Source organism: Thalassospira sp. UBA1131 (assembly GCF_002311515.1).
Classification (GTDB): domain Bacteria; phylum Pseudomonadota; class Alphaproteobacteria; order Rhodospirillales; family Thalassospiraceae; genus Thalassospira.
The window spans coordinates 1-26,721 of record NZ_DCAO01000099.1; the positions used below are offsets into that span (position 1 = coordinate 1).

A 26,721-nucleotide genomic window follows, 5' to 3' on the forward strand; every position below is an offset into this window, starting at 1 on the left:
CCGCCCCAGAACGGCTCGCCATCCGGGGTCAAAAACATGGTCAGTGGCCAGCCGCCCTGTTGGCCCAGAAGGGCCAGCGCATTCTGATAAAGCGCATCAAGGTCCGGGCGTTCTTCGCGGTCGAGCTTGATATTGATAAAAAGCTCGTTCATCAGGGCCGCAATACCGTCATCCTCAAAGCTTTCATGCGCCATGACATGGCACCAGTGGCACGCCGCATACCCGACCGACAGCAGGATCGGCTTGTTCAATTCCTTGGCTTTGGCGAGAATTTCGGTACTCCAGGGCTGCCAATGCACCGGGTTGTCGCGATGCTGAACAAGATAGGGGCTGGTTTCCGAACCAAGATTATTGCGTGCGAGTTCCATTTTGTGTCCTGTGCCATCCATTAAGCCGATGGCTTTATCGTTTGCGGTAGCGCGATCTGCAATCACGCGCCAGTCATCAGTGCTGGCAATGCTTTATAAGGCTGTTTGCGTGATTCTAAGGGTTATGGCCTCATTCATAAAGGCAAATGGCCGAAATCTTTTATCGCAATATTGTGAAAGTTGCGGTCGCCGCATCCGCTTGCTTCCCATATGGTAGGGGCAGCTTGGCGTTATTGTGATTGCGAAGGCGGTTCTGGTGGGGATAATGGGCCAGCCATGCAAACAGCCAGTCACGCAAATCACGTAAAGTGACAGAGACCAAAAAACAAAACAGATCAGGAGACCAGGGCGATGAAAGTAACCGTGAACATTGATTGCACGCCGGAAGAGGCACGGACCTTCTTTGGTCTTCCTGATGTTCAGCCGATGCAAAAGGCGATGATGCAAGATATCGAAGACCGCATGAAAGCCAATCTGGCGGCGATGGATCCGGAAACCATGCTCAATACCTGGCTGCCGCAGGGCATTCAGAACTGGGAACAGCTTCAGAAAGCCTTCTGGGGCCAGTTCAATGCGGGTACCGGCGGTGCCGGTGACAAGGACAAAGGCTAGGCAGACCCGATATCATGCGTGAACACTACTATCAGGCACATGTCTTCGTGTGCCAGAACGAACGCCCGGCCGGCCATGAACGCGGTTGCTGCAATTCCAAGGGCGCGACCAAACTTCGCAATTACATGAAGGTGCGCGCCAAGGAACTTGGCCTGTCGCAGACCCGGATCAACACCGCCGGATGCCTCGATCGCTGCGAACTCGGCCCGGTGATGGTGGTCTATCCCGAAGGTACCTGGTATCGCTACGAGACGATTGAAGACATCGATCAGATCCTCAATGATCATCTGATCGGCGGACAGGTGGTCGAACGGTTGCGGCTCAGCCCCGATCAATAAGTGCCCATGCATGATCTTGAGCCATCAAACCGGCCCGCAATATATGTGTGGCCGGTTTTTTGTGCGGTGGCAGCAGATGCCCGCCTGCGCGGGAATGACGGGTCTTTTGGGGATTGTCGCTCTCTCCAAGTCTGATGGCGTCCAGGTGCCTCCATCGAGGTGACAGGACAAGGGAACAACCCCTGGCAGCCCAAACTGTCACCCCCGCGCAGGCGGGGGTCCATGAAGGGGCGAGGGCAGTTGCCAACGCGCACCCCAAGATCCGCTCAACCAACACAAAGGTCATTAAACCCCTGTTGGTTATTTTCTGCCATATGTTGACCTTTGCGCCTGTCTGGACGATATCCTCCTCTGCCACGCAACAGCACACATTGAGAACTGACGGATCCGCCATGATTGCCAGCCGAGAAACCATTTTTGCCCTGTCCTCCGGTGCGGGGCGTGCCGGTGTTGCCGTGATCCGATTATCCGGCCCACGTTCCGGGGCTGTGCTGTGTGCGTTATTGGGCCGCGATATCATGCCCAAACCGCGCCATGCGATCTATGCGCCGATCCGCGATCCGCAAAGCAATGAGCGGCTTGATGATGCGGTGGCGATCTATTTCGAAGGCCCGGCAAGCTTTACCGGTGAAGACGTGGTTGAACTGCATGTCCATGGTGGGCGCGCAGTGATCGAAGGGGTGCTGGATTGCCTGTCACGTCAGGACGGATTGCGCGTGGCCGACCCCGGCGAATACACAAGGCGGGCGTTTGAAAACGGCAAGATGGATCTGACCTCGGCCGAGGGGATCGCCGATCTGATTGACGCCGAAACCGCCGCCCAGCGCCGTCAGGCGGTGCGCCAGATGGCAGGCGAGTTGGGGACGCTTTATGAAGGCTGGCGTGCGCGCCTGATGAAGGCGCTGGCGCATATCGAGGCCGATATTGATTTCCCTGACGAAGATTTGCCCGATGGCATCGTGCCGGTGGTGCATGGCGATTTGCGCGCGGTGAATGACGAGGTCAAACGCCATCTGGCCGATAACCGCCGGGGTGAGCGCCTGCGCGAAGGGTTTCAGATCGTTATCCTTGGTGCGCCGAATGCCGGTAAGTCAAGTTTGCTCAACCGGCTGGCCCAGCGTGATGCCGCCATCGTTTCCGAGATCGCGGGGACGACGCGCGACATGATCGAGGTTCATCTCGATCTGGGCGGCTTCCCGGTGACCATGGTCGATACGGCGGGTCTGCGCGAAAGCGGGGATGTGATTGAATCCGAAGGCGTGCGCCGGGCGACGGAGCGGGCCGAAAATGCCGATTTGCGCCTGGTGGTGATTGATCGCAGCGACTGGCCGAAGATTGATCCGGAGGCTGCGCGTCTGATCGATGACAAGACGCTGATCCTGATCAACAAGGTCGATGCGACCGACAGCAGCGCCATTCCGGCAAGCTGGCAGGGAACGTCGGTCGATGGTCGGGCGCTGGAGCTTCCCGTTTTACCCATATCGGCCATGACCGGGCAGGGGATGGAAAGCCTCTTGCAACTGCTGGAGACTCGCGTAAAAGAGGGGCTCGATTTTGCCGGGCCCGTGCCGCTGACACGGCTGCGCCATCGGCGGGCACTTGAAAGTGCCAGCGATCATCTGGATCGCGGATTGCAGACCGATATCGCAGAACTGGCGGCCGAGGATGTACGCCTTGCTGTCCGCGAAATCGGCAAGATTACCGGACGTGTCGATGTGGAAGATTTGCTCGATATTATCTTCGGGGATTTCTGTATCGGCAAATAGAGTTAGGGAAGAGTCGTTAGACTTGTCTCCCGAGAATGTTTCACGTGAAACATTCGTCACAAGGTTGACCATATACACCTATTCGAACCAAACAAGGTTCACGCCCGCCGCGTGATAAGTCGCGGGGATTGAGTGAGGAAGTCGATGTCACAGAACGTGCCAAATAACCGCTTTGACGTCATCGTGGTCGGCGGTGGCCATGCCGGATGTGAAGCCGCCGCTGCCGCTGCGCGCATGGGCGCATCCACGGCATTGGTCACGCACCGTGCGGATCGCATCGGGGAAATGTCATGCAACCCGGCCATCGGTGGTTTGGGCAAGGGGCATATGGTGCGCGAAGTTGATGCGCTTGACGGTGTGATGGGCCGCGCGATTGACCGTGCGGGCATCCAGTTCCGGATGCTCAATCGTTCCAAGGGCCCAGCCGTGCGCGGCCCGCGTGCGCAGGCCGACCGCAAGCTGTATCGTCAGGCGGTGCAGGATATCCTCGCTGAACAGGAAAACCTCACCATTCTTGAAGGCGGTGTCGAGGACCTGATCATTGATGACCAAAACCGCGTTAAGGGTGTTGTCACCGGTGATGGGTCCGAATACCTGGCCGGGGCGGTGGTGCTGACCACCGGTACGTTCCTCAATGGTTTGATCCATATTGGCGAGAAATCCGAACCGGCCGGTCGCATGGGCGATGCCCCGGCAAGGGGACTTTCTGACACGCTGGCAAAATATGATTTCCGATTAGGACGATTGAAAACCGGAACCCCGGCCCGCCTTGATGGCCGGACCATCGACTGGACCAGCCTGCAGGAACAGCCGGGCGATAACCCGCCAGAGCCTTTTTCGTTCCTGACCCGCGAAATTACCGTGCCGCAGATCCCGTGTCATATGACCTGGACGACTGAGGCGACCCACGAAATCATTCGTGCCAATCTCGACCGTGCACCGATGTATAGCGGCAAAATCAAAAGCAGCGGCCCGCGCTATTGCCCGTCCATCGAAGACAAGGTCGTCCGCTTCGCCGAGAAAAATCAGCATCAGATTTTCCTCGAACCCGAAGGGCTCGACGATCCGACCATCTATCCGAACGGCATTTCGACCTCGCTGCCAGAGGATGTCCAGCTTGCCATGCTGGCGACCATTCCGGGGCTGGAAAAGGTCGAGATCTTCCGTCCGGGTTATGCGGTGGAATATGACTTCGTTGATCCGCGTGAGTTGCGCCATACGCTGGAAACCAAAAAGGTCGCGGCGCTATTCTTTGCCGGTCAGATCAATGGCACGACCGGCTACGAAGAAGCCGCCGGGCAGGGGTTGATTGCTGGTGTCAATGCGGCCCTGATTGCCGGTGGTGCTGAGCGCGAATTCGTTCTCGATCGCGCCGATGCCTATATCGGTGTGATGATCGATGATCTCGTGACCCTTGGCACGCGCGAGCCGTATCGCATGTTCACCTCGCGCGCTGAATATCGCCTGATGCTCCGCGCTGATAACGCCGATCAGCGTCTGACCGATCGCGGTCTTGATATTGGCTGCATCGCTTCGACCCGTGAACAGGCATGGGGTGCCAAGAAATCAGCACTGAACGCCGCCAAGACCGAAGTATCCGAGCTGACCGAAACCCCGAATGGTTTGGCCAAGTTTGATATCAAGATCAATCAGGATGGTGTGCGCCGGTCGGCCTATGACCTGCTGGCCTATCCCGATATTGATTTCGATACCCTGACCAAAGTTTGGCCACAGCTGGGCGCACTTGATCCGGCGATCAAGGAACAGGTGTCGATTGATGCCCAGTATAAAGGGTATCTCGACCGCCAGGCAGCCGACATCGCGGCCTTCCGCCGGGACGAGGAATTGCGTCTGCCGCGTGGGCTTGATTTCGATAAGGTCGGCGGACTGTCGGCAGAGATCCGGTTGAAGCTGAAAGAAATCCAGCCGGAGACCATCGGTGCCGCGTCGCGCATTCCGGGTGTGACCCCGGCGGCGGTGACGGCACTTCTGGGACATATCAAAAGCCACAAGCACCAGACGGCCGCCGTCAGCAAGACCGCCTGATCGGTCTTCGTCCACACAGACTATATACAGGCTATATATAAGGTGCCCGAACGGGACGCTTCTGATCCACATTACAACGCCCGGCCAAATTCACTGGCCGGGCGTTTTGTTTTGGCTGGCGCGTCGGATGTAAGGGCAGGCGGAGGAGACAGCCGGGTCATGTGGGGTTGTGGTTGGCCATTACCGATTTCTGCCGAGTCGCAGGGGATTTTGGTTGGGTAGGGTGGCGGAGTCGCCTCCGCGGTGTCGGTGGGCAGTCAAACTTCACCGAGTGTGCGGTGTTTTGGGTCTGGAATGATGCATTTTGGATGCGGGAATGTTTCACGTGAAACATTCGATGTGTTTTATTCCGATTTTATCGCATCCGACGCGGCCAAAAACACAAAAGGACGAAAATCAAGACTGGTGTGTTTTTTGGGCTCGGCCTATAACTCAAATATGCAGACAATTTCCACACCCGTAAAAACATGGTTTGAGCAGGATTTGAATGTTTCACGTGAAACATTGGATCGCCTCAGCCAGTATGCAGACCTTGTCGTGAAGTGGCAGCCACGGATTAATATCGTTGGCGCCAGCACGGCCGAAGACGTTTGGGGACGTCATTTGCAGGATTCTGCGCAGCTTTGGCCCTATGTTCAGGACATCGCCACGACCGGCAAAATCGTTGATTTTGGATCGGGCGCAGGGTTTCCGGGCATCGTTCTGGCGATCCTTGGTGCCAATAACGTCACCTTGATGGAGTCCAACACCAAAAAGACGGTCTTCCTGATGGAAGCCGCCCGGGTTTGCTGTGTACTGGATAAGACCGAAATTGCCCGCGAACGGATCGAGGCGGCTGCCCCTCGGCAGGCCGATGTGATTACGGCGCGCGCCTTTGCGCCTTTGCCGAAGCTGCTTGAATTGGGGCAGCGCCATTTGAAAGACGGTGGCCATTATGTGCTGCTGAAGGGACGTGCCTTTGAGGATGAGCTGGCGGACGCACGTGACGCCGGTTGGACATTTGATGTAACCACGCATGCCAGCCTGGTCGATCCGGACGGTGTCGTGATGATCTTAAAAGGAGTGGGCCGGTGACGGATGTTATTGATTTGCCGCTTTCGACGAAATCTGATGGTGCCGCGCATCGTCCGCGCATCATCGCCGTGGCCAACCAGAAAGGCGGTGTGGGCAAGACCACGACGACGATCAACCTGGCAACCGCACTGGCCGCGGTGAACCAGCGGGTTCTGATTGTCGATCTTGACCCGCAGGGCAACGCCAGCACCGGCTTGGGCCTGCGTCCGTCCGACCGCGAAATCAGTTCCTATGACGTGCTGATCAACGGCAATACCTTGGAAGAGGCACGCAAGGAAACCTCGATCCCGCGGCTCAGCATCGTGCCATCGGGCATGGATCTGTCGGGGGCGGAGATCGAGCTGGTCGATTTCGACCGCCGCGAGATGCAGCTTAAGGAATCGCTTGGCAAATTGCCGCACGATGTTGATTACGTCCTGATCGATTGCCCGCCGTCGCTGGGTCTTTTGACCCTGAATGCGCTGGTAGCATCCGACGCTGTTCTGGTGCCGTTGCAATGTGAATTCTTTGCCCTTGAGGGGGTCAGCCATCTGGTCCGCACCATCAAGCGGGTCAAGAAGGCGTTCAATCCGAACCTTGAAATCCAGGGCATTGTGCTGACCATGTATGACAAGCGTAACAACCTGTCGGCCCAGGTCGCCAATGATGTGCGCGATTATTTCGGGGATGTGGTTTATCGCACGGTGATTCCGCGCAATGTTCGCGTTTCCGAAGCCCCCAGCCACGGAACACCGGTGCTGGTCTATGACATGAAGTGCCCGGGTTCACGGGCCTATCTGAATCTTGCGAGCGAAGTCCTGAAACGCGAAGGGGTGAAAGCATGAGCGAAGCAAAAAAACGCGGGTTGGGCAGGGGACTGTCTGCACTTCTGGGTGAAGAGGACGAAGAAGTTGCTGTTGCCGCCAGCGGCGATAGCGCCGAGGCGGCCCATCCGGGACCGGGCGGGACGACGCAACATATTGCGATTACCGATCTGAAACCGTCACCGTTTCAGCCGCGCAGCAATTTTGATGATGACGCGATTGATGATCTGGCGGCCTCGATCCGCCAAAAGGGCATCATTCAGCCGATTCTGGTGCGTGCCTCTTCGACGGGTGAAACCAAATATGAAATCATCGCCGGTGAACGCCGCTGGCGAGCGGCCCAGCGGGCACAGCTTCATGAAGTGCCGGTTCTGGTACGCGAGTTTGATGATCGCGAAACCGCCGAAATTGCCCTGATTGAAAACCTGCAGCGTCAGGATCTGTCGCCGCTGGAAGAGGCGGAGGGCTATAACCGCCTGATGAGCGAGTTCTCCCACACGCAGGAAGCACTTGGCCAGGCACTGGGCAAAAGCCGCAGCCACATTGCCAACAGCCTGCGTTTGCTGGGCCTGCCAGCCCCGATCAAGCAGATGCTCTCAGACAAGGTTCTGAGCTCCGGCCATGCCCGTGCATTGCTTGGGGCGGATAATGCCGTCGAGCTTGCGGCCCAGATCGTCAAGAAAGGCCTGAATGTCCGTCAGGCAGAGAAACTGGTCAAGACCGATGGCGGCAAGTCCGCGCGTCCGAAGAAATCATCGGGCCGGTCTTCGATCGAAAAAGACCCAGATACGGTGTCTCTGGAGCGTGACCTTAGCAATATGTTGGGGTTGGCGGTCAATATTGACTTTGACGGATCGGCGGGCAAAATCTCCATCCGTTATGAAACGCTGGAGCAGCTTGATGACATCCTGCAGCGCCTGACGCATGGCAAGGTCGCCGACATTTCTGATGATGCCGATGCTGATGCTGCGCCCGGCCCGGATGAGAACGAGTTCGATTCGATGTTTATCGAAGATGACGAGTTTGAAGCCGAATTGGTTGATGACGCGGAAAACGAAGACGAGGATGCGCTGACCAGCGAGCTCGAATCGATTGCCGATGCGGTTGATGGCGGCCGTGATCTTGATGGGGTTGATGACGACAGCCTGATGATCGACGATGAGCCCGAGGGCGATATGCCGATCGCGCAGGAAGAAGTCGACGAGGATGTGCTGGAGGAGGTTGCAGATGGCACGGGAAAAAAGCCGTAACCAAAACCAGCATGAAGGATCTTGATCGCGACAAGATCGATCAGCTTAAGAAGCTTAAAGAAGAAGAAGCCAAATCCCGCCGGGGATCGGTCGAGGTGAAGCGTATCCTTTAGATATTTAACGCGGTGCGGGGCTTATATCCCGGACCGCGTTTTTGCGTTTTGGACGCATTCCAGTCGGGTCGGGTATATATGGCATAGACCTTGGTTACCGCGATGGCGCTGAAGACTGGCGAGTCGGGTTAGCGGTTAGCGTCTGACCTGTTTCTGGCGGGCAACCGCGACCTTGATCATGGCGCGGTGCGCAATGGTTTCGGGGATGGCCAGGCCGCTTTTGCAGTCCTTTTCGGCTTCCAGCAGGATTTGCAAGGCACGCTGCAGGTTATTGACCGCCCAGTAATTCAGATTGGCGCGAAACTGATCGGCGGCCTTGAAAAACAGCGGCGGGCGGAGCGACTTCATCGCCTGATCGGCGCTGGCACCCTGGGACACCTGTCCCTTGACCAGATGAAGCTTCTGAAAATAGCTGATCATCATGCGCAGCGCACCGACCGGGTTGAGGCCTTCTTCGACCAGGCGGGTCAGAGCGGCATCAAGATTGACGACATTGCCCTGTGAGACGGCCTGAATGACATCGTCATAGTGGCGGGCGGAACTGTCGCCAACGCAGGCCATGGCGTCTGCCAGCGTGACCTGACCGTCCTTGAGCGCATAGAGGGCGAGTTTTTCAAGCTCGCTTCGTGAAATCATGCGGTCCGAGCCGAGATTGGCGACCAGATAGCTGGTGGCATCTCGGTCAATGCGCAGTTTGTGTTCTTCCATGATCGACTGGATCAGGCTTTCGATGTCGCGTGCGCCATCGGCATAGCAGGGCAGCGCCATGCCATTGCCGGCTTTTTCGACTGCCTGACGCAGTTTGGAGCGAGTCGGAAGGCTTCCGGCCTCAATCACAATCAGGGCATCGCCGGCCGGATCGCCGAGGAAATCGGCAATGACAGGAGCCTGCGCATCACCGACATCGCGGAGTCGGATCACACGGCGTCCGCCACCAAAGCTCATGGCGGCGGCCTCGTCGCGCAGGCGGCTGGGGTCTTCCTTGAGTTGGGCGCTTCCAAGCTCGATCACGCGGAAGGGATCCTTGAGGTCCTCGACAACGGTTTTGGCCAGTTTGGTCGCACGTTCACGCACAAGACCTTCGTCCTCGCCATAAATCAGGACCAGCTGCGCCTTCGCATCCGGGGCGCGCAAGAAGTTTTCAACCTGTGCTGCCTTGAGCTTCATGATGCGCCTTGTGGTTCGTTGGGGAGTGGGCGTGAGGTTTGAAAGGTTCGGGGAACGACGTTATTGCGACCGCAGGCCAATCGCGATCTGGTTGGCCAGTTGCTGGGCGAGGTTCCGGGCGGCATCTCTGCGCGCAGCATTTTTGGCCTCGATGCTGGCAAATTCCGAATCGACGATGTTGTAGCTGGTGCGGGCGCGAACCGATCCTTTGCGCAGGACCTTGGTATCGGTTCGGCGGACCAGTTCGTATTGTGCGTTAATCAGGAAATCGGCAATCGTTGCCTCGTTTTCCTTGGTAAAGCCTTGCTCATTCGTCGATTCGGACAAGGTCACCTTCAAATCATATAACGGGTTGGCACTTTGACCACGTGGGGTTAGCGTCTCAAGCAGGGCATTGCGGGTCAGTTGGCCGACACGGTCATTGATCAGGGCGACTTTCACCTGGGCCATATTGGCTGCCGTGTTGTAATCATCACCCGCTGTGGCATAGAGCGGGCGAAATCCGCAGGCGCTGAGCGTTGTCAGGGCCACAAGTGCGAGAATCGGAAAAACCGCACGCAATGTCATTCAACTATACCTTCTTTATCATTGGTCCGGGACCGGCTGATTGGATCCTGTTCAATCCGGCCCTGCCGCCACAATAGTTCGGTTGCGATGAAAGGGCAAAACAGAGATAGGCTGTTCAGAAAAGAAATGTACAGTCCGGCATTATCCGGATTCTGCTGCACCTTTTTGAACAGATTGCGCAATTCGGCAACGGCAAGATTGTTTTTGCCGTTTCGTAATGCCTCTGTCACCGCGTTCCGGGTGTCCATGGTTGCCGTAAACTGTGGGCGCGAGGATCCCACACGCCAGACGTCGCGTAACCAACGCCAATGACCAATCAGGCTGTTGTGCGTCAGGTGCAACGGTCGGTGGGCTGGCACATCGGCCAACAGAGCGAGTGACATGATATCGAACCCGACTTCATAATTGAGCTGTGCGCCATTGCCCACTGTTTCGTCAGTTGTGACCTTGCTAGGACGATTGCGCTGTGAGGAGGATGGCGAAAAATCCGGTGGTGATGCCTTGAGAACTGAGAAGTAGAGTGCAGTACGAATCGTCGCAAGACTCTCTGGTATCACCTCAAAAACATCACTTCGTTCTGCCGATACAACAAACCCCCAGTCGCGTTGCAGCGAATGGGGGTTGTATTCAGGCGATATATAAAGCGTGCCTTGCGACATTAGCCTTATTGAGAATTTGCACTGTCAATGCGCAGCTGACGGGCGCGGGTCAGGATGGCGTCCTCCATCGAGGTGACGGTGCCCGCTTCAACAACCGCATCCTGCCACTGGTTGGGCCCAACATTGACCTGACGGAAGATGGAGACCTTGACAGCATCCGAGCGCAGCGCGGTACCGAGGATATAGGCGGTCAGCTTGAAACGCTCATCGGGTGACTCGGGCGGCGTATACCAGTCGGTGATGATGACACCGCCAAACGGATCGGCCGAATTCAGGGGCATGAAGGACAGGGTATCGAGGGTCGCGCGCCACAGGAAACTGTTTACGCCGATGCCGGAACCGGAGCCTTCTTTCTTCTCTTCACCGCCGAAGATATTCAGACCATCTCCACCGAACAGACTGCCGCGTTCTTTCATGTCTGCTTTTGTCGCAGCACGTCCTTCGGTTCCAACCCTTTGATCGCCCGGGGCAGAGCCGGGATAGCTGTCATAATCCGTTTGGCTGCCAGCCGCACAGCCGGCAAGCAAAGCGACGAGTGAGCAAAGTGCTGAGAGTTTCAATACAGAATTACGCACGTCTGTTCGACCCCGGTTAACAATTGATAATTCAAGTTGAACAGCAATATATGCGGCAATTCGTTTCGGGGCAAAGGAAACGAATGTGTTTTTTTTGCAACAGTCGATCGGCTTTGTGTTTTTTCTGCAACAGCGCTTGTTGACTTCGTTGCTCTTTAATGGCTCCATCATCTCCGAACCGGGCGGCAAAAGCCGTCCAAATATATTTGTTGCGTAAAACGCACGCAAAGACGTTGAGGGAAAAGATGAAAAAGATTCTTCTTGCTGGTAGCGCGATTGCCGCTTTCGGTTTCGCTGGTGCCGCACAGGCTTCAGAGCCGATCACCCTGTCGCTGGGTGGTTACATGGAACAGTGGGCTGGTATTGCTGATTCTGACACCGGCGAAGCAAAAAATGCTTTCCAGTCTGACTCTGAAGTTTACTTCGATGGCGAAACCATCCTTGATAACGGTATCCAGGTTGGTGCGCACATCGAACTCGAAGCCGAAACTTCAACCGACCAGATCGACGAGCAGTTCCTGTATATCAGCGGTGGATTCGGTCGTTTTGAAATTGGTAAAAACGACTCTGTTGCTGACTCCATGTCGATTACCGCTCCTGCTGTTGGTCCGGTTGGTGTAAACGACGGTGACATGACCTCTTGGGTTAACGGCGTTGCGTTGATTGACACCGTTCCGTCCTCTGGTGACCAGAACCGTGTAACCTACTTCACTCCGTCCTTTGGTGGCTTCCAGGCTGGTGTTTCGTATGCTGACAGCAACAAAACCAACGGTACTTTTGATGCCACCACCTCTACCTCGAATGGTACGACCAGCGTTGGTGGGTACCAGAGCGATTCTGCTGGCGACGGCATGAACATTGTTTCTGCTGCTATCGCATATAGCGGCGACTTCGATGGCATCAGCGTTAGCCTGTCGGCTGAAGGTGAAAATCAGGGCGAAGGTAACTGGTACGGTATCGGTGCCAATGTTGGCTTCGGTGCTTTCACCGTTGGTTCTTCTTGGGGTCACATCGAAGATGACTACGGTATTTCCGATAGCGCGACATCGGACCGTGGCGGCGACACTGATGCATTTGACATCGGCGTAGCTTACGCAATGGACGCAGCTTCCATCTCCCTGACCTATGCATATCAGGATGACGAAGCTCCCACCAATGATGTTGAAACCCAGGCTATCGACCTTGGTCTTCGTTATGCACTTGGCGCAGGTGTTTCCTGGCGTTCGTCGATCTTCTGGGGCGAAAACGACGTACAGGGCGGCGCGGACACCGATGCATACGGTGTTGTTACCGGTCTGCGTCTCGACTTCTAATTCTTCGGAATTTGATACAGACGAAAGGGGTGGCTTCGGCCACCCCTTTTTTATTTGTTTGCAGCCGAACTGCCAGTTTCGATATGCCCATCATTTTGGTTGCATAGTTGTCTGAACTCTATCGCAAATTTGTGTTTCTGTGCTGCTCTACATCACTTTGCGTTTGAAGAGATAGCCAGCAGAACATGAACATCCGGGGGTCTATGGATAAACCGATCACCAGAAATCGTGCATCACAATATTACCTAAAAATGACCAATGGTCACATATGGATGGAAGATATGCTTTCCCAGCATGATGATCGCTAAGAGCTTCCTCCCAGCAGCCCAGGAAAAATATGTGGCAATTGTGCAACGCTGCGTGACATAAATAACCACTGGTCATTTATCTTCGTTGACCGATGGTCATTACGATGGCTTTATCATCCCCGTGAGATCGGCGGGATCATGTGTTGATCCTGTCATCCCGAAACGTTTTTCTTCGAGGGTAATGATGAAAAAGATTCTTTTTGCGACCAGCGCGATTGTCGCTGTTGCTGCGGCGGGTTCTGCACAGGCTTCCGAACCGATCCAGCTTTCTGTTGGCGGTTTTATGAATCAGTGGATTGGCTTCGCTGATGAAGATAATACTGGTGCTGGTGGTCGTAAAAACGCGTTCCATCTAACACCGAGATTCACTTCACTGGTTCAACGACGCTTGATAACGGAATCGAAGTTGGTGCAGTAGTCGAACTTGAGGGTGAAACTTCCAGCGATCAGATCGACGAACAGTACCTTTATATCAATGGTGGTTTCGGTCGTCTTGAAGTTGGTAAAAACGACAGTGCGGCTGACTCCATGCAGCTTGCAGCTCCGTCTGTTGGCCCGGTCGGCATCAACGACGGTGACCTGACCATCTGGACCAACGCAAACTATCTGATCGATACCAGCACCACTGCTGGTGACCAGAACCGCGCTACTTACTATACGCCGAGCCTCGGTGGTTTCCGCCTCGGTGTTTCCTATGCGGATGACAGTGGTCGTAACGGTTCCTTTGACAGTGACGTTACCGATGGTGCGATTGGTGGTCTGCATGACGACACTTCCGGCGATGGCCTGAACATCGTTTCGGGTGGTGTTGAATATTCTGGCGACTTCAATGGCGTTTCCTTGGGTGTTTCTGCGATTGCTGAAAACTACGGCGAAGGTAACGTCTATGGCGGTGGTGTGAATGTTGGCTTCGCTAACTTCACCGTCGGTGGTTCTTACTCCCACGTCGAAGACGATTATGGCGTTGGTGAACGTGGTACCGCAGATTCAGATGATACTGATCAGTTTGATCTTGGCGTTTCCTATGCGATGGATGCAGCTGCTGTTTCTCTGACCTACGGTTATGCTGACTATTCCAAAGGTGCTGATGCTGGCGATTCTGGTGAAATCAACACGGTTGATCTCGGCCTGTCTTACACCCTTGGTGCAGGCGTTGCTTGGCGTTCGTCGATCTTCTGGTTCGACGATGAAATCGACGGTGGCAACGACAACGACGGTTACGGTGCTGTTACCGGTATCGCGCTTACCTTCTAATTCTTCGGAATTATGCAAGGCTTTGAAAGGGTGGCTTCGGCCGCCCTTTCTTTTTGCTTGTTTGGGTTTTGTCGATGTGGCCAGTGCGATCGGATTCCGCTTTCGGCGGGTTCACGCTTTGGCGAGGTCTTGAGATATCAAGTCGCAAATTGATGGAATATCCGCTTCCAAACGGGTAACGCAGGGCACGGGTTTGTTTGTGACCAATGCCCGGGCCAAGTCGGGATCACTTTTTTCCGGTGTGTCTGGCAATGCCGTGATGGGTAGACCAAGACTACCCATACAGCCGATCTTGCCATCAGGTGTTGCGCGCAGTTTTGCCAGCCCGCAGGGGGCGCTGCAATGTGGTCCCGAGAAGTCACTTTGCCAGGCGCGTAAATTCGTGTGCCGGCCTTGCAGCGTTTTGGCGTCTGCGGAACTGTAAATGCCAATTCCCGGCGTCTGGAACAGTTTGGAGATGTGGGCGGGGCCGCTGTCTGCAACAACAAGATAATCCTGCCGCCCGACAAACGAGACCAGATCGCCAATCGTCTTGAAGCCATCGACAACCCGAATGCAGTTGCCCGCAGGGGGACCAAGTGCGGCCTTGTACGCTTTCATCACGCCCTGATAGGCATTCAGCACGATGGTGATGTCGCAATCTCGGTTGGTCAGCATCTTTGTGACTTCGCTGACCAGTTTGGGGGGCAGGGTGCGCAGCGGTGAGGATGCCATTGGGACAATCCCGACCTTAAGGCTTGTTTCCGTTGTTAGCTGCCGTTTTTCCAACGGTACAGGAGGAATGCCGAACGCCTCGCAAAGCGCCTCTTCCGGATTGACCGGCATGGTGGCGATATCGCGCCAGCCTTCCATTTCACTAAGATCAATTACGTGATCGAAGTGTTTGAGCTGTGCACTTGAGATAAACAGCTGAAAAATCTCTATTCCCTGCACCAGCGCAAAGATGTCCGATGCGCAGCCTGCGTTAAGAACGCCAATCCGGATATCGCCAAACCGTTGCTTGAGCGCGCGGAAAAACAGCGCCATGCCGACACAGTCGCCAAGCGCATCATCGGGGATCAGAAACAGCACTGATTTTCCGGAAAAATCCCGTTCGCCCCAGCCATCCCGTGGCAGAACCTGAAACCGATAGCTGTCAGACTTGATCTTGACCCCGGGCACGTTCGCCAGAACCTGACGACGCAGCAAGGATGTCGCGCGCGTGAAATAGATCGGGCTATTGTCTGAGCTCTGGGTAAGTTCGGAACTGACGTTGGGCAGACCAAACTGAAACGGCTGTTTGGATGCAAAGCGGGTGAATGTCTTGCGCGATGGGTGCGGGGCCCGGGGCATTTTGCGGGAAAACTCCGGTCAACGGGTGGACGGGGTGTTGGCAACAGAAAACCCGATCCCGGCGATGGAGGCAAGTGCGGAAGTCCGCAGGTTTTTGATTGTTTGTGCAGTAATGCCGCCCAGCCCAATCGGTGTGATGCCGAGCATGTGGCACATCCTTGAAATTTGGCGGATATCTGAAGGTGACATCGGATTTGCGCCCGGATGACTTTGGGTAGGGAAAATCGGGGATATCAGCACACCATCGGGACGCGCTGCTTCCGGAATAAGACCAATACGTTGGATCGTTGTCAGCGCGTGGCAGGCTGACGTGCGCATAAAGTGTTCCGGAATTCGCTGATAAATACCGGGATCGGTCAGGGCACGGTATTCAGGGAAATGCAGGCCGTCGGCATCGAGCCTGAGTGCAAGCCCAACGTCATTTGCCACCAGAAAGAGGATACCCCTTGCGCGGCAGATCGCACGCAGCTTTGCCCCGAGTTTCGCGCGCTGTGGATGATCGTAATGGCGAAAAATGACCATGCTGCCGCTTGGCAGGGCGCGGAGGGCGGGTTCCGGATCGGGCAATCTTTGATCATCGGTCATCAGCACAATCGGCGGAATCAGGCAGTTCGGGCCGCCATTGCGCCGATTGAGCCTGCGTGCCTGCTTTAACAGGGTCTTATCCATTGATACACTCCCGACTTGGCAGCTATACCTGCCGTTCCTGAATGCGTTACCGATGAAGGACCACCCTCCATGAGCAGTCATGATCAGTCATCTGGCAAAACCGACGTTGCCGACAACCTTGCCGAAATCCAGAGCAATATCAATGCGGCATGTGAAGCCGCCGATCGTGATCCGGGTGATGTGACGCTGGTCTGTGTCAGCAAGAACCACGATGCCGATCATGTGCGCAAGGCGCTTGTCGACGGCAGGCGGGTGTTTGGTGAAAACCGCGTTCAGGAAGCCGCCGGGAAATGGCCGGGACTGCGCGCCGAGTTTCCCGATATCGAGCTGCATCTGATCGGGCCGCTTCAGACCAACAAGGTCAAGGATGCGGTTGCCCTGTTTGATGTGATCGAGACGGTGGATCGCCCGAAACTGGCCAATGCATTGGCCAAACATCGCGATAAAACCGGTGCCTGTCCGGATCTGTTCATTCAGATCAATACTGGCGAGGAAGAACAAAAGGCTGGCATCGCGCCAAAGGATGCCGATGATTTCATCAAGATGTGCCGCGAAGAGCTTAAACTGCCGATCATCGGCCTGATGTGCATTCCCCCGGTCGATGAGGAACCGGCCCCGCATTTCACCCTGCTTGGCAAGATTGCCGATCGTCATGGCCTGAAAATCAAAAGCATGGGCATGAGTGGCGATTACGAGGCTGCAATCCGGTTTGACGCCACTCATGTGCGGGTTGGAACGGCTATTTTTGGCTCCCGGGGTTACTGATCGGCCTTAAAAGGCCTATTTCTCGGTATCTAAATCGATTTTCGGGGCGAAAAACGGTAAAAAAGGCCGCATTTTAGGTCGATTTTATGTGTTTAACGCCCGATTTCATGATTTGGGCCGTTCTGTGGATAATCAAGGCGATAACATAGACGCCACAACCCGACATCTGTGACAAAAAAATCCCGCATCAGCGGGATTTTCTTTTGGAGGGTTCTAAAACCATTGTCTGATCAGGGAATTAGCTTGTAGCCGCCCGGTTCGGTAATCAGGATGGCCGCGTTTGACGGATCTTTTTCGATTTTCTGACGCAGGCGATAGACGTGGGTTTCAAGCGTATGGGTGGTGACGCCGGCGTTATAACCCCAGACTTCGTCCAGCAGCGTTTCGCGGCTGACCGGTTTGTCGCCGGCGCGGAAGAGGAATTTCAGGATCGAGGTTTCCTTTTCCGTCAGGCGGACTTTTTTCTCAGTCGCGGTTTCGATCAGGATCTTGGCACTGGGCTGGAAGCTGTAGGGGCCTATGATAAAGACGGCATCTTCGCTTTGTTCATGCTGGCGGATATGGGCGCGGATCCGGGCCAAAAGCACATTGAGGCGGAAAGGCTTGGTGACATAGTCATTGGCGCCCGATTCCAGACCCAGAATGGTGTCAGAGTCACTATTGGCGCCGGTGAGCATGATGATCGGCGATTTGACATTGGCGCGTCGCATCAGCTTGCAGACATCGCGGCCATCCATATCGGGCAGACCAACATCAAGCAGGATAACATCAAAATAGGAATCCTTGGCAAGATCGAGTGCCTCCTTGCCGCTGTTGGCAACCACGCATTCGAAATCTTCATGAAGTCTGAGCTGTTCCGTCAAAGACTGGCTGAGCGCTGCGTCGTCCTCAACCACCAGAACCTGTTTACCTGTCGACATTCACCATCCCTTGCTGCTTGTCAGATCCGCCATCATATCCGGGGTCTGCGCCTGATGTTGATTTTACCGGCTTGTTTTTGTGGCGCTTTCGGGTCCGGCCCGCCATATATGCATTAAGTATCCCGCGCCGAACCATAGGATCAGCATCTTAAGTTGTATTTTCAAGAACAAACTGTTTTCTGTTTGGTCCTTTAACTCCCGGCCCAACCGGATTAGGTAGTAGGGGCGATTTGTCTGCGAAGTCGTGTCGTAAAATCTTGAAAGATGTGCGTCTTCCTGCGATTTTGCGCATCACCGACCAAGCAGGTTCGCATCGCCTGATGCGCTTATATGAATTAAACCGGGTCTTTATCCAGCCCCATAGCCACCAGATCGCGATGTTGTGATCACAAAGACAAGATGCCGATGACCCAAAGCTCCGCCGTGACGGCCCAAAATGACAGCAATCTGATCCCGGCGACCGATCTGGTGACGGTTTCCCGCGCTGTGGCAGATTTGCGCCGTGGCGAGATCGTTCTGGTTCAGGGGCACGACAATGGCGAAGCCCACAGTGTGGCGGTGATTGCGGCCGAGCCGCTTTCCCAGCATGGTCTGGAACGTCTGTGCGACATCGCCGGAAACGATACAACACCAGCAATTGTGATCCCGCGTGTGCGCGCCAAATCGCTTGGCCAAGCGTGCAAAGATGACCCGTTCATTGCCTTTGTTAGTGCCACGCAATCGGGCGTGGACGCTGATCGTCTGGGTGAAATTGCCAATCCGTTGCTTGATCTGGATGCGCTTCCCGATGGTGACTGGCGCCCCATCAGCATGGCCGAACATGCCGCCATCCGGTTGGCAAAGCTTGCGCGCCTGTTGCCCGCTGTTGTGACCGTGCCGGTCAGTGCCGATCAGCTTGAAACGCTGGCGCGGGCGCAGAATTTGCTGGTGTTGCAGTCTGAAAGCATCAATGGCTATGAGAATGCCTCGGCTGCATCCTTGCGCCAGGTCAGCGAAGCGCGCGTACCGCTTGAAGATGCGGAAAACGTCACCGTCATTGCGTTTCGCCCGGAAGATGGCGGGCAGGAACATCTGGCGATTGTGATTGATGAACCGGTCAAGGACAAACCGGTGCTGATCCGGCTGCATTCGGAATGCTTTACCGGCGATCTGATCGGGTCGCTTCGTTGTGATTGCGGGCCGCAGCTGCGTGGTGCGATTTCGGAAATCGCCAAAAGCGGGCAGGGCGGCATTGTGCTGTATCTGCGTCAGGAAGGGCGTGGCATCGGGCTTGTGAATAAGCTGCGCGCCTATGCGCTTCAGGATCGGGGGTTTGACACCCTTGATGCCAACGAGGAACTTGGCTTTGACGCCGATGAACGCGTTTATCGCCCGGCGGCCGAAATGCTGCGTCAGATGGGCTTTGAAAGCGTGCGTTTGCTGACCAATAACCCCGAAAAGCTGACCGGTCTTGAAAGCTGGGGTGTCACGGTTTCCGAGCGTGTCCCGCATAAATTCCCGTCCAATGGTCATAACGAGTTTTATCTGCAGACCAAGAAGGACCGGGCAGGCCATTTATTCTAAGCCGCTCTGATAAGCTGCGGGCCTTGAAGATGCCGATGCTACCCGGCAGAAGATTCCGACAGGCAAGTCCGGCGAAATTCTTTCCCAAGAAAATATCGATAATTCAAAGCGTTAGCATGCACTAAAACTGGCACTCCTTTTGCAAAACAGATGGCAAGAGGAGGACAGACATGTCGATTGGTGAAAATTGGCGGCAAATTTCGCCCGGTAGCCTAACTGGTGGCGCGGGCGGTGCAGGTGGCACAAATGGGGCGGCAAACGGCAAGTTTGCCCAATCCAATGCTGCCGACCAGCTTTCTGGCACGGCCGAAGGCCGGACATTCTCGCAATATATGTTTGGCGAGGATGGTTTTGAATTCACCGATTTCCTCGATGTGATCAATCCCTTGCAACATATTCCCGGTGTCGGGATGATTTATCGCTCGCTCACCGGTGATGAGATCGGCAATGGTGCCCGCGTCGCGGGTGGTGGTCTGTTTGGCGGGGTGTTTGGCCTTGCCGGGGCGGCGATTGACGCCGTGGTCGATGCGGTCACAGGCGACGATACCGGCACCCACTTCATGGCGATGGTCGAAGACGGGTTTGGGGGCAGCGGCATTGATGATGGCACGGCGGTGGCCGATGCAGGCAATGCGAACGCACCCACCAATCAGGCAACCACGGTCGCGCAAAATGGCGCCTATCAGGGCGATCTGGTTCTGCCCTGGATGACCGGCCCGCAATCACAATCTGTTAGCCCGGCCGAACAGGCCACCATTGTCCAGTCCGCACCAACGGCCCCGGTTGATCAGGCCATGCTGGCATCCAATACTGCGACCGGCAGCACGGGCGTTCGGGCCTCTGATTTGAATGTGCCTTGGGCACAGGGCGCACAAGGTGCGCAAGTTGCTCAGAACACGCAGAATGCCTCGCCAGCTGCACAAGCTGCGCAAAGTGCAGCATCAAAACAGCCTGAGGCAGAACTTGCTTCGGCATCTGTCCCGCCTTCAAACGATCCGGCAGAACTGGCCGTTGCCATGGCATCGGCAGGAACGGCGAACCCGGTGTCTGCCTTCAACCGGACCGTCGCATCCAATTCGACGGCAACCGAAACCGCGCGTCGCCCGGTCACCAGCACCGGTGATGCCAATACCGTCTGGGCGCGTGCCGCCAGCAGCGGCCGGCTTAGCCGCCAGACCAACGGCATGGCCATTTCCGCTGAAATGGCCGCCCACGAAGCCAAATACGCCAAACTGAATGCCGTGAAGGCCGAGACTGCAGAACGCAAAGCCAGCGACATCCAGACCACGTCGCCAGATGGCACCCCACTGTCGGCCGCCGAAATGGCAGCACGCTTTAACGCTGCCCTTGGGCGTGACAAGGCACAAACCATGGCGGCAGATGCCGTCGCCAGCAGCAACGCGGTTGCCGATGATCGCCCGGCAAATGCCCATGACGGATACGATGTCGCCAATGCAGATCAGGGTGGATCGGCCCTTCCTGCCAGTGCACCGGCTGATGATGCGCCGGCTGATCATCCGCTTTTGCAGCAGGCATCTGACAACCTGAATGGCGATGCGCCGGTGGGTGCATGGTTCAGCCAGGCAATGATGGATGGTCTGAAGAAATATCAGGCGATGCAGCAGAAGTCTTCACCGTCTGGAAATGCGATCTGATCGATGGTTTCGGTTTTGAGAGAGTCAGCGATATAACAGAGGGTATGAACCCGCCACTTGCGAGGCTGCCCATATGTTACTTGCTGCTGCTCAAACAACTTTGTCGTCTGATATTTCCGCAAATGGTGCAGTCATTCGGCGCATGTTGACGGACGCCGCGGGGCAAGGTGCCAGCTTGATCTGTTTCGGTGAAGGTGCGCTCAGCGGTTATCCCAAAAGGTATTTCGACAAACCAGACATCTGGGCTGATTTCGATTGGGCACAACAAGAAGCGGAGCTTCTAAAGATTGCCCAAACATGCCAAGACTTGCAGGTATATGCAGTGCTTGGTTATGCCCGAGATCAAGAGCCCGCTTTGCCGCCTCGCAACAGCCTGATCGTGTTTGGTCCCGACGGCAACCGTATCAACCATTATGACAAGCGTGTCTTGTCGTATGGAGAAAGTCAGGGTTGGTATCGAGCGGGGCAGGAGCCCATTGTTTTTGATATGAATGGTGTGCGTGTTGGATGCGCAATTTGTCTGGAAATCCAGTTTCCCGAGATTTTTTCAGAATATGCGCGTTTGGGTACAGACTTAATTATCCATGCATCGTCGGAACTTTCGCCGTTCTTTGAGATCGCACTTCAGGCGCAAGCCGGGTTCTATTGCCAGTGGTTGATGTCAGCAGTTTGCGCCGACCAATCACAGGCAATTCCCGCAGGGATTGTCGGACCTGATGGCCGGTGGTTGGCCCGCGGTACTTCTGACGGCAAGGAGGGGTTCGCCCTGACCAAATTGGACAAAAGCGCGCCGGAGTTTGAAATTGCTCTGTCAAAGGCACGTCCTTGGCGGGCAAAGGTACGTGCGGAAATCTTGAACCAAGGCCATTAAGGCTATCTGATAAGGCACGTTTCGAAATCAAAACAAAAAGCCCGCCAGTGCAAACCAGGCGGGCTTTTTGATGTTCAGATGGTCTGGTGCGATCAGCTGTTCAGGAAACCGACGATTTCCTTGACCTCTTTGAGGATCGGCTGGGCGATGGCGTTGGCACGCTCGGCACCCTTGGCCAGTACAGAGTCGATATAGGCCGGATCGGCTTTGAGGCGCGCCATTTCCTCGGTGATCGGTGCCAGATTTTCGACAACCACGTCGGTAAGTGCCTGTTTGAAGCCAGAGAATTGGGTGCCGCCATGTTCTGCCAGAACCGCATCGACCGTGCTGTCGGTCAGCGCGGCATAGATGGTGATCAGGTTCTTGGCTTCCGGGCGGCCTTCAAGACCGGCGACCTCGGAGGGTAGCGGTTCCGGATCGGTTTTTGCCTTGCGGATTTTTTTGGCAAGCGTCTCGGCATCGTCGGTCATATTGATGCGTGACATATCGGACGCATCGGACTTTGACATCTTTTTTGAACCGTCACGCAGCGACATCACACGCGTTGCCGGACCGAGGATCAGCGGTTCGGGCTGCGGGAAGAAGCCTTCGACCTCGTAATCGGTGTTGAATTTCAACGCAATGTCACGTGCCAGTTCAAGATGCTGTTTCTGGTCTTCGCCGACCGGCACATGGGTCGCCTTATAGGCCAGAATGTCAGCCGCCATCAGGCTTGGATAAGCGTAAAGACCAAGCGACGCGTTTTCACGATGCTTGCCCGCCTTTTCCTTGAACTGGGTCATGCGGTTCATCCAGCCGATGCGCGCGACACAGTTAAAGATCCAGGCCAGTTCGGCATGGGCGGAAACCTGGCTTTGGTTAAACAGCACCTGATTTTCCGGATCAATGCCCGAAGCGATCATGCTGGCGGCCAGTTCGCGAATGTTGGAACGCAGTTCCTTGGGGTCTTGCCAGACCGTGATGGCATGCATATCGACCACGCAGAAGATGCATTCATATTTCTTCTGCAATTCGACCCAGTTGCGGATCGCGCCAAGATAGTTGCCAAGGTGAAGGTTACCGGTGGGCTGAGCGCCCGAAAACACACGTTCCATAACGTCGTCGTCCATTTCAATTTATGTTTAACAGGGCCTGCATACTCCGCCAGGTTTTGGACACCCGCCGGCGGACGAGCATGCAAGCAAACAGCGCGCGAGTTTAGGGTCTGGCCCGATTTGGTCAAGCTGCTTTCGGGAAATGCCCGGAAATATTCAGATCAGGCAGGTTTTCCGCGTTTCAATGTTGCCTTGAGCTCGGAAAAGCTGGTCGCACCAAGCAGTTGGGCCGCAATCGCATAGACCGCCATGCCACCGGTTACAATCACCGCCATGGTGATGATCCGCGTGATCGAAAGCGCGTCATTTTGCCAGAAGGCATCGATCGCAAACCAGAGTGCCGATCCCATCAGCGCGGATGCGACAAGGATGCGCGGGATGCGCCGGGTCAGGCGGGTATCAAAGGTCAGATCGCCCCGCCGATGCAAAATAAAGCCAAGCGAGGTCGCATTGACCCAGACCGAAACAGAGGTGGCCGCCGCAATGCCAAGATGCCCGAACCATGGCATCAGCACCACGATCAGAATGATATTGAGCACCATGCAGGATATGCCAATGCGGATCGGTGTTTTGGTGTCTTCGCGGGCAAAGAAACCGGGTGCGAGAACCTTAACCAGAACCGAGGCCGGCAGGCCAAAGGCAAACACGGTCAGTGCCATGCCGGTCATGAGGGTTTCTTCCGCGCCAAATGCCCCGCGTTCAAACAGAACATTGATCACCGGCAGGCCCATGACACCAAGGGCAATGGCAGCCGGAAGGGTGAGCAAAAGCGCGATTTCAATGCCGCGATTCTGGCTATACATCGCGGTTTTGGCATCATCACCCTGTAATTGGCGCGACAATGTTGGCAAAAGGGCGGTGCCAATCGCAATGCCAATCACACCCAGCGGCAATTGTTGCACGCGATCGGCATAGTAAAGCCAGGAGACCGCGCCATCAGAGACGAGGGAAGCCAGCATGGTGTCAATCAGAAGATTGATCTGATAGACGCCGGCGCCAATCATGCCCGGGATCATGCGTTTGCCCAAAAGCTTGATGCGGTCATCAATACGCGGCATCTGCCACTTGATGGCAAAACCGACCCGCTTACACGCAATCACCAACATCAGGAACTGCGCCACACCGGCAATCGCCACCCCCCATGCAAGGGCGTGGGCCGGGGTTTCGGTCACCGGTACCAAGCCGAGCAAGGCCGCAATCAGGCAGATATTAAGAATAATCGGGGCGGCGGCGGCGGCGGCATAGCGATGAAGCGTATTCATTACGCCCGACATCAGGGCGACGGCCGAAATAAACGCAAGATAGGGAAACGTGATGCGCGATAGTTCGACGGCAAGTTCGAATTTTTCGGGATTTTCGGCAAAACCCGGCGCAAACACATACATCGCCCAGGGCATCAGGATTTCAATCACCGCCACCAGAAAACCGGTGATCAGGATCAGCATCGACATCGCGCGCGCGGCAAATTCGCGAGCCGCGTCCATACCACGTTTTTCAATGTCACCAGCCAGAAGCGGGATGAAGGCTGCGGAAAACGCGCCTTCGCCAAACAGGCGACGAAACAGGTTGGGAAACTTGAACGCCACAAAGAACGCATCGGCCATGCCGCCCGCACCGAGCATCCCGGCAATCAGAATATCGCGGCAAAATCCCAGAAGGCGGGATAACAGCGTAAAGCCACTCACCGTGGCGATAGAGCGGACAAGCGACATTCGTTAAGCGTTCCGTATTTAAGCGTCACCAACGGGTGCGATTCTGCCGGTGATGACGTGCGATTGCGGTATTTTCACGTTTGATGCACAGAAATCTGACAGTCGAAGGTGAAAATAGTCGTAATTTTTGGGGCCTAAAACCGCAGCGTATATCGCATTTTTGTGAAAGTGATTGAATTAGGTGATTTTTTTTGGGGTCCCTGTGACAGCCGTCACAGAAAAACAGTTGCAACACCCGCATATTCACATTCGCTGAGGGTTCGTTGGGACGCGAGCCTCATATTGGACGGGCGGGGAAATACGGTATCCACCTCAACCTGCTGCACTCCGAGGATTTCGACACCGTGAATAACAGGTCACGCTGTCGGGTTTGGTTTTACCCTTCCTCGTCCGTCACAATTTCCAAAGAAATATAATTCGAGCAGTTTACTGGCCCTATAGGCCGGTACATCCGGATCTGATCCATACCGTGGCGTTGCCTAGGGTAGCGCATGGGTATTGGATCGATCCGGTTTGTTTGTTTTGCGGCGATTGTGAAACGCGCTAGTCGTTGCGAATCGCCTGGGTCAGGGTTTCCTTGACCTGGACAAACTTGGTGCGGCTGTCGATCTTGAGCCCGAACACATCCTTGACATAGAAGACGTCAACCGCGCGTTCGCCAAAGGTGGAAATGCGCGCAGAGGCAATCTGCATCGAAAGATCACGCAGCGCACGCGTGATGTCATAAAGCAGGCCCAGCCGATCACGGGCGGTGATTTCAATCACCGTATGTGTGCGGCTGGCCTTGTTGTCGATAATGACATTCGGTTCGACTTTGAAGACCGCGGTGCGGTGCTTGTTGTCCTTGGTCTGGCGGCGTTCGATTTCCTGACTGGGGCGAATCTGCCCTGAAATGACCTTTTCCAGTGTGTCGCGCAGGCGATCAAGTTTGGTGGAGTCGTTAAACGCCTCGCCATTGGTGTCCTGCACGAAAAAGGTATCAAGCGCCATGCCATCGGCAAGGGTCAGGATCTTTGCGTCGACGACGTTGGCCCCACACAGCGCCATGGCGCCTGCAATCTGGGAAAACAGGCCGGGATGGTCCGTGGTGTGGACGGTAATTTCGGTGGCATCAATTTCGGTATCGATGCGGACATCCACCGTGATCTCGGCCCCGGAATTTCGGGCGTCCCGGGTCAGATGGGCGTGATGGACGTGGATGTCTGTATCAAAGCTCAGCCAATAGGACGGATAGCCGCGTTCGATAAAGTCCTCGATGTCCTGTTCGGGCCAGTCCTTAAGCGCCTCGCGCAGCGCGTTCTGCGCATTTTCGACGCGCGAATCGCGGCTATCGGCATTAAGGCCGCCTGACAGCATATCATCGGTGGCATAGTAAAGTTCACGCAGCAGGGTCGCCTTCCAGCCGTTCCAGACATTGGGACCCACCGCGCGGATATCAGCCACCGTCAGGCACAGCAACAGGCGCAAGCGTTCCTGCGATTGCACCAGATCGGCGAAGGCGCGAATGGTGCTGGGGTCATTGAGATCACGCTTGAACGCGGTCAGGCTCATCCAAAGATGCGCCTTGACCAGCCATGCGACCGCCTCGGTATCGGCGGGGGACAGACCCAGCCGCGGACAGAGTTTTTCGGCGACTTCGGCCCCGAGCTCGGAATGATCGCCGCCACGGCCCTTGGCAATGTCATGGAGCAATACCGCGACATACAGCACACGGCGCGAAATCACCTGACCCATGATGCGGGTGGCAACCGGGGCGTCTTCGGCAAGTTCGCCGGACTCGATCTGATTAAGAACGCCGATGGCGCGGATGGTATGCTCGTCCACCGTATAGGTGTGGTACATGTCGTACTGCATCTGGGCAACGACACGGCCGAAATCGGGGATGAAGCGCCCCAGTACACCGGCCTCGTTCATCTTGCGGAGCGTC

At 55.7% G+C, this 26,721-nt stretch carries 25 protein-coding genes; 14 read left to right on the forward strand and 11 right to left on the reverse strand.

The genetic code is table 11. From position 1 onward, the window contains the following. On the reverse strand, positions 1-368 hold a 368-nt coding region (locus tag B3Z49_RS15510; RefSeq protein ID WP_296992512.1), incomplete at its 3' end, for a thioredoxin domain-containing protein. 351 nt (positions 369-719) lie between these two features. Between B3Z49_RS15510 and B3Z49_RS15515 the strand changes: the two genes are divergently transcribed. From B3Z49_RS15515 to B3Z49_RS15545, 7 genes are all read left to right on the forward strand, one after another. Continuing rightward, complete coding sequence (locus tag B3Z49_RS15515) at positions 720-980, forward strand: DUF6489 family protein (RefSeq protein ID WP_063086305.1); 261 nt, start codon at positions 720-722, stop codon at positions 978-980. 14 nt (positions 981-994) lie between these two features. Beyond that, positions 995-1,318 (forward strand): (2Fe-2S) ferredoxin domain-containing protein, encoded by a 324-nt coding sequence (locus B3Z49_RS15520; protein WP_296992514.1) that lies wholly within the window; start codon positions 995-997, stop codon positions 1,316-1,318. A 392-nt stretch (positions 1,319-1,710) separates the two neighbouring features. Next, positions 1,711-3,084, forward strand: a complete 1,374-nt coding sequence (mnmE, locus tag B3Z49_RS15525) for a tRNA uridine-5-carboxymethylaminomethyl(34) synthesis GTPase MnmE (RefSeq protein ID WP_296992516.1) — start codon at positions 1,711-1,713, stop codon at positions 3,082-3,084. 144 nt (positions 3,085-3,228) lie between these two features. After that, the gene (mnmG, locus tag B3Z49_RS15530; RefSeq protein WP_296992518.1) at positions 3,229-5,130 is read left to right on the forward strand and encodes a tRNA uridine-5-carboxymethylaminomethyl(34) synthesis enzyme MnmG; all 1,902 of its coding nucleotides are present in this window, start codon (positions 3,229-3,231) and stop codon (positions 5,128-5,130) included. Between the two features lie 438 nt (positions 5,131-5,568). Further along, positions 5,569-6,204, forward strand: a complete 636-nt coding sequence (gene rsmG, locus B3Z49_RS15535) for a 16S rRNA (guanine(527)-N(7))-methyltransferase RsmG (protein ID WP_296992520.1) — start codon at positions 5,569-5,571, stop codon at positions 6,202-6,204. Next, positions 6,201-7,028 carry a ParA family protein gene (locus B3Z49_RS15540; RefSeq protein ID WP_008888748.1) on the forward strand — a complete coding sequence of 276 codons (828 nt, stop codon included), beginning with the start codon at positions 6,201-6,203 and terminating at the stop codon, positions 7,026-7,028. Before rsmG ends, B3Z49_RS15540 begins: the two co-directional genes overlap by 4 nt. Then, positions 7,025-8,257 (forward strand): ParB/RepB/Spo0J family partition protein, encoded by a 1,233-nt coding sequence (locus B3Z49_RS15545; protein ID WP_296992523.1) that lies wholly within the window; start codon positions 7,025-7,027, stop codon positions 8,255-8,257. The genes B3Z49_RS15540 and B3Z49_RS15545 overlap by 4 nt, the downstream gene beginning before the upstream one ends. 248 nt (positions 8,258-8,505) lie before the next feature. Here B3Z49_RS15545 and holA read toward each other — a convergent pair whose 3' ends face one another. The 4 genes from holA to B3Z49_RS15565 are packed head-to-tail and all read right to left on the reverse strand — an operon-like array spanning position 8,506 to position 11,290. Continuing rightward, entirely contained in the window at positions 8,506-9,537 is a 1,032-nt protein-coding gene (gene holA / locus B3Z49_RS15550) for a DNA polymerase III subunit delta (protein ID WP_296992525.1), read from the reverse strand. A 60-nt stretch (positions 9,538-9,597) separates the two neighbouring features. Beyond that, entirely contained in the window at positions 9,598-10,104 is a 507-nt protein-coding gene (locus tag B3Z49_RS15555; RefSeq protein WP_296992526.1) for an LPS assembly lipoprotein LptE, read from the reverse strand. Beyond that, positions 10,101-10,763 carry a hypothetical protein gene (locus tag B3Z49_RS15560; RefSeq protein WP_296992529.1) on the reverse strand — a complete coding sequence of 221 codons (663 nt, stop codon included), beginning with the start codon at positions 10,761-10,763 and terminating at the stop codon, positions 10,101-10,103. The genes B3Z49_RS15555 and B3Z49_RS15560 overlap by 4 nt, the downstream gene beginning before the upstream one ends. A gap of 5 nt (positions 10,764-10,768) precedes the next feature. Then, positions 10,769-11,290 carry a DUF3576 domain-containing protein gene (locus B3Z49_RS15565; protein ID WP_349676395.1) on the reverse strand — a complete coding sequence of 174 codons (522 nt, stop codon included), beginning with the start codon at positions 11,288-11,290 and terminating at the stop codon, positions 10,769-10,771. Positions 11,291-11,583: 293 nt separating this feature from the next. Here B3Z49_RS15565 and B3Z49_RS15570 point away from each other — a divergent pair, with 293 nt between their 5' ends. From B3Z49_RS15570 to B3Z49_RS15580, 3 genes are all read left to right on the forward strand, one after another. After that, entirely contained in the window at positions 11,584-12,651 is a 1,068-nt protein-coding gene (locus tag B3Z49_RS15570; RefSeq protein WP_296992531.1) for a porin, read from the forward strand. A gap of 492 nt (positions 12,652-13,143) precedes the next feature. Next, positions 13,144-13,377: a hypothetical protein gene (locus B3Z49_RS15575; protein WP_296992533.1), complete on the forward strand. Its 234-nt coding sequence runs from the start codon at positions 13,144-13,146 to the stop codon at positions 13,375-13,377. Next, a complete protein-coding gene (locus B3Z49_RS15580; protein WP_296992555.1) occupies positions 13,359-14,213 on the forward strand; it encodes a porin in 855 nt (284 codons plus the stop codon). Before B3Z49_RS15575 ends, B3Z49_RS15580 begins: the two co-directional genes overlap by 19 nt. A gap of 111 nt (positions 14,214-14,324) precedes the next feature. Here B3Z49_RS15580 and B3Z49_RS15585 read toward each other — a convergent pair whose 3' ends face one another. Together B3Z49_RS15585 and B3Z49_RS15590 are read right to left on the reverse strand one after the other, a co-directional pair. After that, positions 14,325-15,545, reverse strand: a complete 1,221-nt coding sequence (locus B3Z49_RS15585; RefSeq protein WP_296992535.1) for a glycosyltransferase family 9 protein — start codon at positions 15,543-15,545, stop codon at positions 14,325-14,327. An 18-nt stretch (positions 15,546-15,563) separates the two neighbouring features. Then, positions 15,564-16,214 (reverse strand): thiamine phosphate synthase, encoded by a 651-nt coding sequence (locus B3Z49_RS15590; RefSeq protein ID WP_296992538.1) that lies wholly within the window; start codon positions 16,212-16,214, stop codon positions 15,564-15,566. Between the two features lie 69 nt (positions 16,215-16,283). Here B3Z49_RS15590 and B3Z49_RS15595 point away from each other — a divergent pair, with 69 nt between their 5' ends. Next, positions 16,284-16,979 (forward strand): YggS family pyridoxal phosphate-dependent enzyme, encoded by a 696-nt coding sequence (locus B3Z49_RS15595; protein WP_296992540.1) that lies wholly within the window; start codon positions 16,284-16,286, stop codon positions 16,977-16,979. Between the two features lie 230 nt (positions 16,980-17,209). Here B3Z49_RS15595 and B3Z49_RS15600 read toward each other — a convergent pair whose 3' ends face one another. Continuing rightward, on the reverse strand, positions 17,210-17,899 hold the full coding sequence (locus tag B3Z49_RS15600; RefSeq protein ID WP_296992542.1) for a response regulator transcription factor: 690 nt from the start codon (positions 17,897-17,899) through the stop codon (positions 17,210-17,212). 405 nt (positions 17,900-18,304) lie between these two features. Here B3Z49_RS15600 and ribA point away from each other — a divergent pair, with 405 nt between their 5' ends. The 3 genes from ribA (at position 18,305) to B3Z49_RS15615 (ending at position 21,988) form a co-directional block, all read left to right on the forward strand. Beyond that, on the forward strand, positions 18,305-19,462 hold the full coding sequence (gene ribA, locus B3Z49_RS15605) for a GTP cyclohydrolase II (RefSeq protein WP_296992544.1): 1,158 nt from the start codon (positions 18,305-18,307) through the stop codon (positions 19,460-19,462). A 170-nt stretch (positions 19,463-19,632) separates the two neighbouring features. Next, positions 19,633-21,117 (forward strand): hypothetical protein, encoded by a 1,485-nt coding sequence (locus B3Z49_RS15610; protein ID WP_296992546.1) that lies wholly within the window; start codon positions 19,633-19,635, stop codon positions 21,115-21,117. 73 nt (positions 21,118-21,190) lie between these two features. Then, entirely contained in the window at positions 21,191-21,988 is a 798-nt protein-coding gene (locus B3Z49_RS15615; protein ID WP_296992548.1) for a carbon-nitrogen hydrolase family protein, read from the forward strand. Positions 21,989-22,080: 92 nt separating this feature from the next. On the opposite strand, the gene trpS is transcribed toward B3Z49_RS15615, so the two are convergent. The 3 genes from trpS to glnD all read right to left on the reverse strand — a co-directional run. Further along, positions 22,081-23,082, reverse strand: a complete 1,002-nt coding sequence (gene trpS, locus B3Z49_RS15620; RefSeq protein ID WP_008888734.1) for a tryptophan--tRNA ligase — start codon at positions 23,080-23,082, stop codon at positions 22,081-22,083. Between the two features lie 161 nt (positions 23,083-23,243). After that, positions 23,244-24,794: a murein biosynthesis integral membrane protein MurJ gene (gene murJ, locus B3Z49_RS15625; RefSeq protein WP_296992550.1), complete on the reverse strand. Its 1,551-nt coding sequence runs from the start codon at positions 24,792-24,794 to the stop codon at positions 23,244-23,246. Between the two features lie 543 nt (positions 24,795-25,337). Beyond that, on the reverse strand, positions 25,338-26,721 hold a 1,384-nt coding region (gene glnD, locus B3Z49_RS15630; RefSeq protein ID WP_296992551.1), incomplete at its 5' end, for a [protein-PII] uridylyltransferase.

Excerpts from the sequence above, each read along its gene's own strand:
- ribA (WP_296992544.1), top strand. The coding sequence starts at position 18,305 with ATGACCCAAAGCTCCGCCGTGACGGCCCAAAATGACAGCAATCTGATC.
- B3Z49_RS15575 (WP_296992533.1), top strand. The coding sequence starts at position 13,144 with ATGAAAAAGATTCTTTTTGCGACCAGCGCGATTGTCGCTGTTGCTGCG.
- trpS (WP_008888734.1), bottom strand. The coding sequence starts at position 23,082 with ATGGAACGTGTGTTTTCGGGCGCTCAGCCCACCGGTAACCTTCACCTT.
- holA (WP_296992525.1), bottom strand. The coding sequence starts at position 9,537 with ATGAAGCTCAAGGCAGCACAGGTTGAAAACTTCTTGCGCGCCCCGGAT.
- B3Z49_RS15590 (WP_296992538.1), bottom strand. The coding sequence starts at position 16,214 with ATGGATAAGACCCTGTTAAAGCAGGCACGCAGGCTCAATCGGCGCAAT.
- B3Z49_RS15585 (WP_296992535.1), bottom strand. The coding sequence starts at position 15,545 with ATGCCCCGGGCCCCGCACCCATCGCGCAAGACATTCACCCGCTTTGCA.
- rsmG (WP_296992520.1), top strand. The coding sequence starts at position 5,569 with ATGCAGACAATTTCCACACCCGTAAAAACATGGTTTGAGCAGGATTTG.
- murJ (WP_296992550.1), bottom strand. The coding sequence starts at position 24,794 with ATGTCGCTTGTCCGCTCTATCGCCACGGTGAGTGGCTTTACGCTGTTA.
- B3Z49_RS15515 (WP_063086305.1), top strand. The coding sequence starts at position 720 with ATGAAAGTAACCGTGAACATTGATTGCACGCCGGAAGAGGCACGGACC.
- B3Z49_RS15560 (WP_296992529.1), bottom strand. The coding sequence starts at position 10,763 with ATGTCGCAAGGCACGCTTTATATATCGCCTGAATACAACCCCCATTCG.
- B3Z49_RS15600 (WP_296992542.1), bottom strand. The coding sequence starts at position 17,899 with ATGTCGACAGGTAAACAGGTTCTGGTGGTTGAGGACGACGCAGCGCTC.
- B3Z49_RS15615 (WP_296992548.1), top strand. The coding sequence starts at position 21,191 with ATGTTACTTGCTGCTGCTCAAACAACTTTGTCGTCTGATATTTCCGCA.
- B3Z49_RS15555 (WP_296992526.1), bottom strand. The coding sequence starts at position 10,104 with ATGACATTGCGTGCGGTTTTTCCGATTCTCGCACTTGTGGCCCTGACA.
- mnmG (WP_296992518.1), top strand. The coding sequence starts at position 3,229 with ATGTCACAGAACGTGCCAAATAACCGCTTTGACGTCATCGTGGTCGGC.
- B3Z49_RS15520 (WP_296992514.1), top strand. The coding sequence starts at position 995 with ATGCGTGAACACTACTATCAGGCACATGTCTTCGTGTGCCAGAACGAA.
- B3Z49_RS15595 (WP_296992540.1), top strand. The coding sequence starts at position 16,284 with ATGAGCAGTCATGATCAGTCATCTGGCAAAACCGACGTTGCCGACAAC.
- B3Z49_RS15545 (WP_296992523.1), top strand. The coding sequence starts at position 7,025 with ATGAGCGAAGCAAAAAAACGCGGGTTGGGCAGGGGACTGTCTGCACTT.
- mnmE (WP_296992516.1), top strand. The coding sequence starts at position 1,711 with ATGATTGCCAGCCGAGAAACCATTTTTGCCCTGTCCTCCGGTGCGGGG.
- B3Z49_RS15570 (WP_296992531.1), top strand. The coding sequence starts at position 11,584 with ATGAAAAAGATTCTTCTTGCTGGTAGCGCGATTGCCGCTTTCGGTTTC.
- B3Z49_RS15610 (WP_296992546.1), top strand. The coding sequence starts at position 19,633 with ATGTCGATTGGTGAAAATTGGCGGCAAATTTCGCCCGGTAGCCTAACT.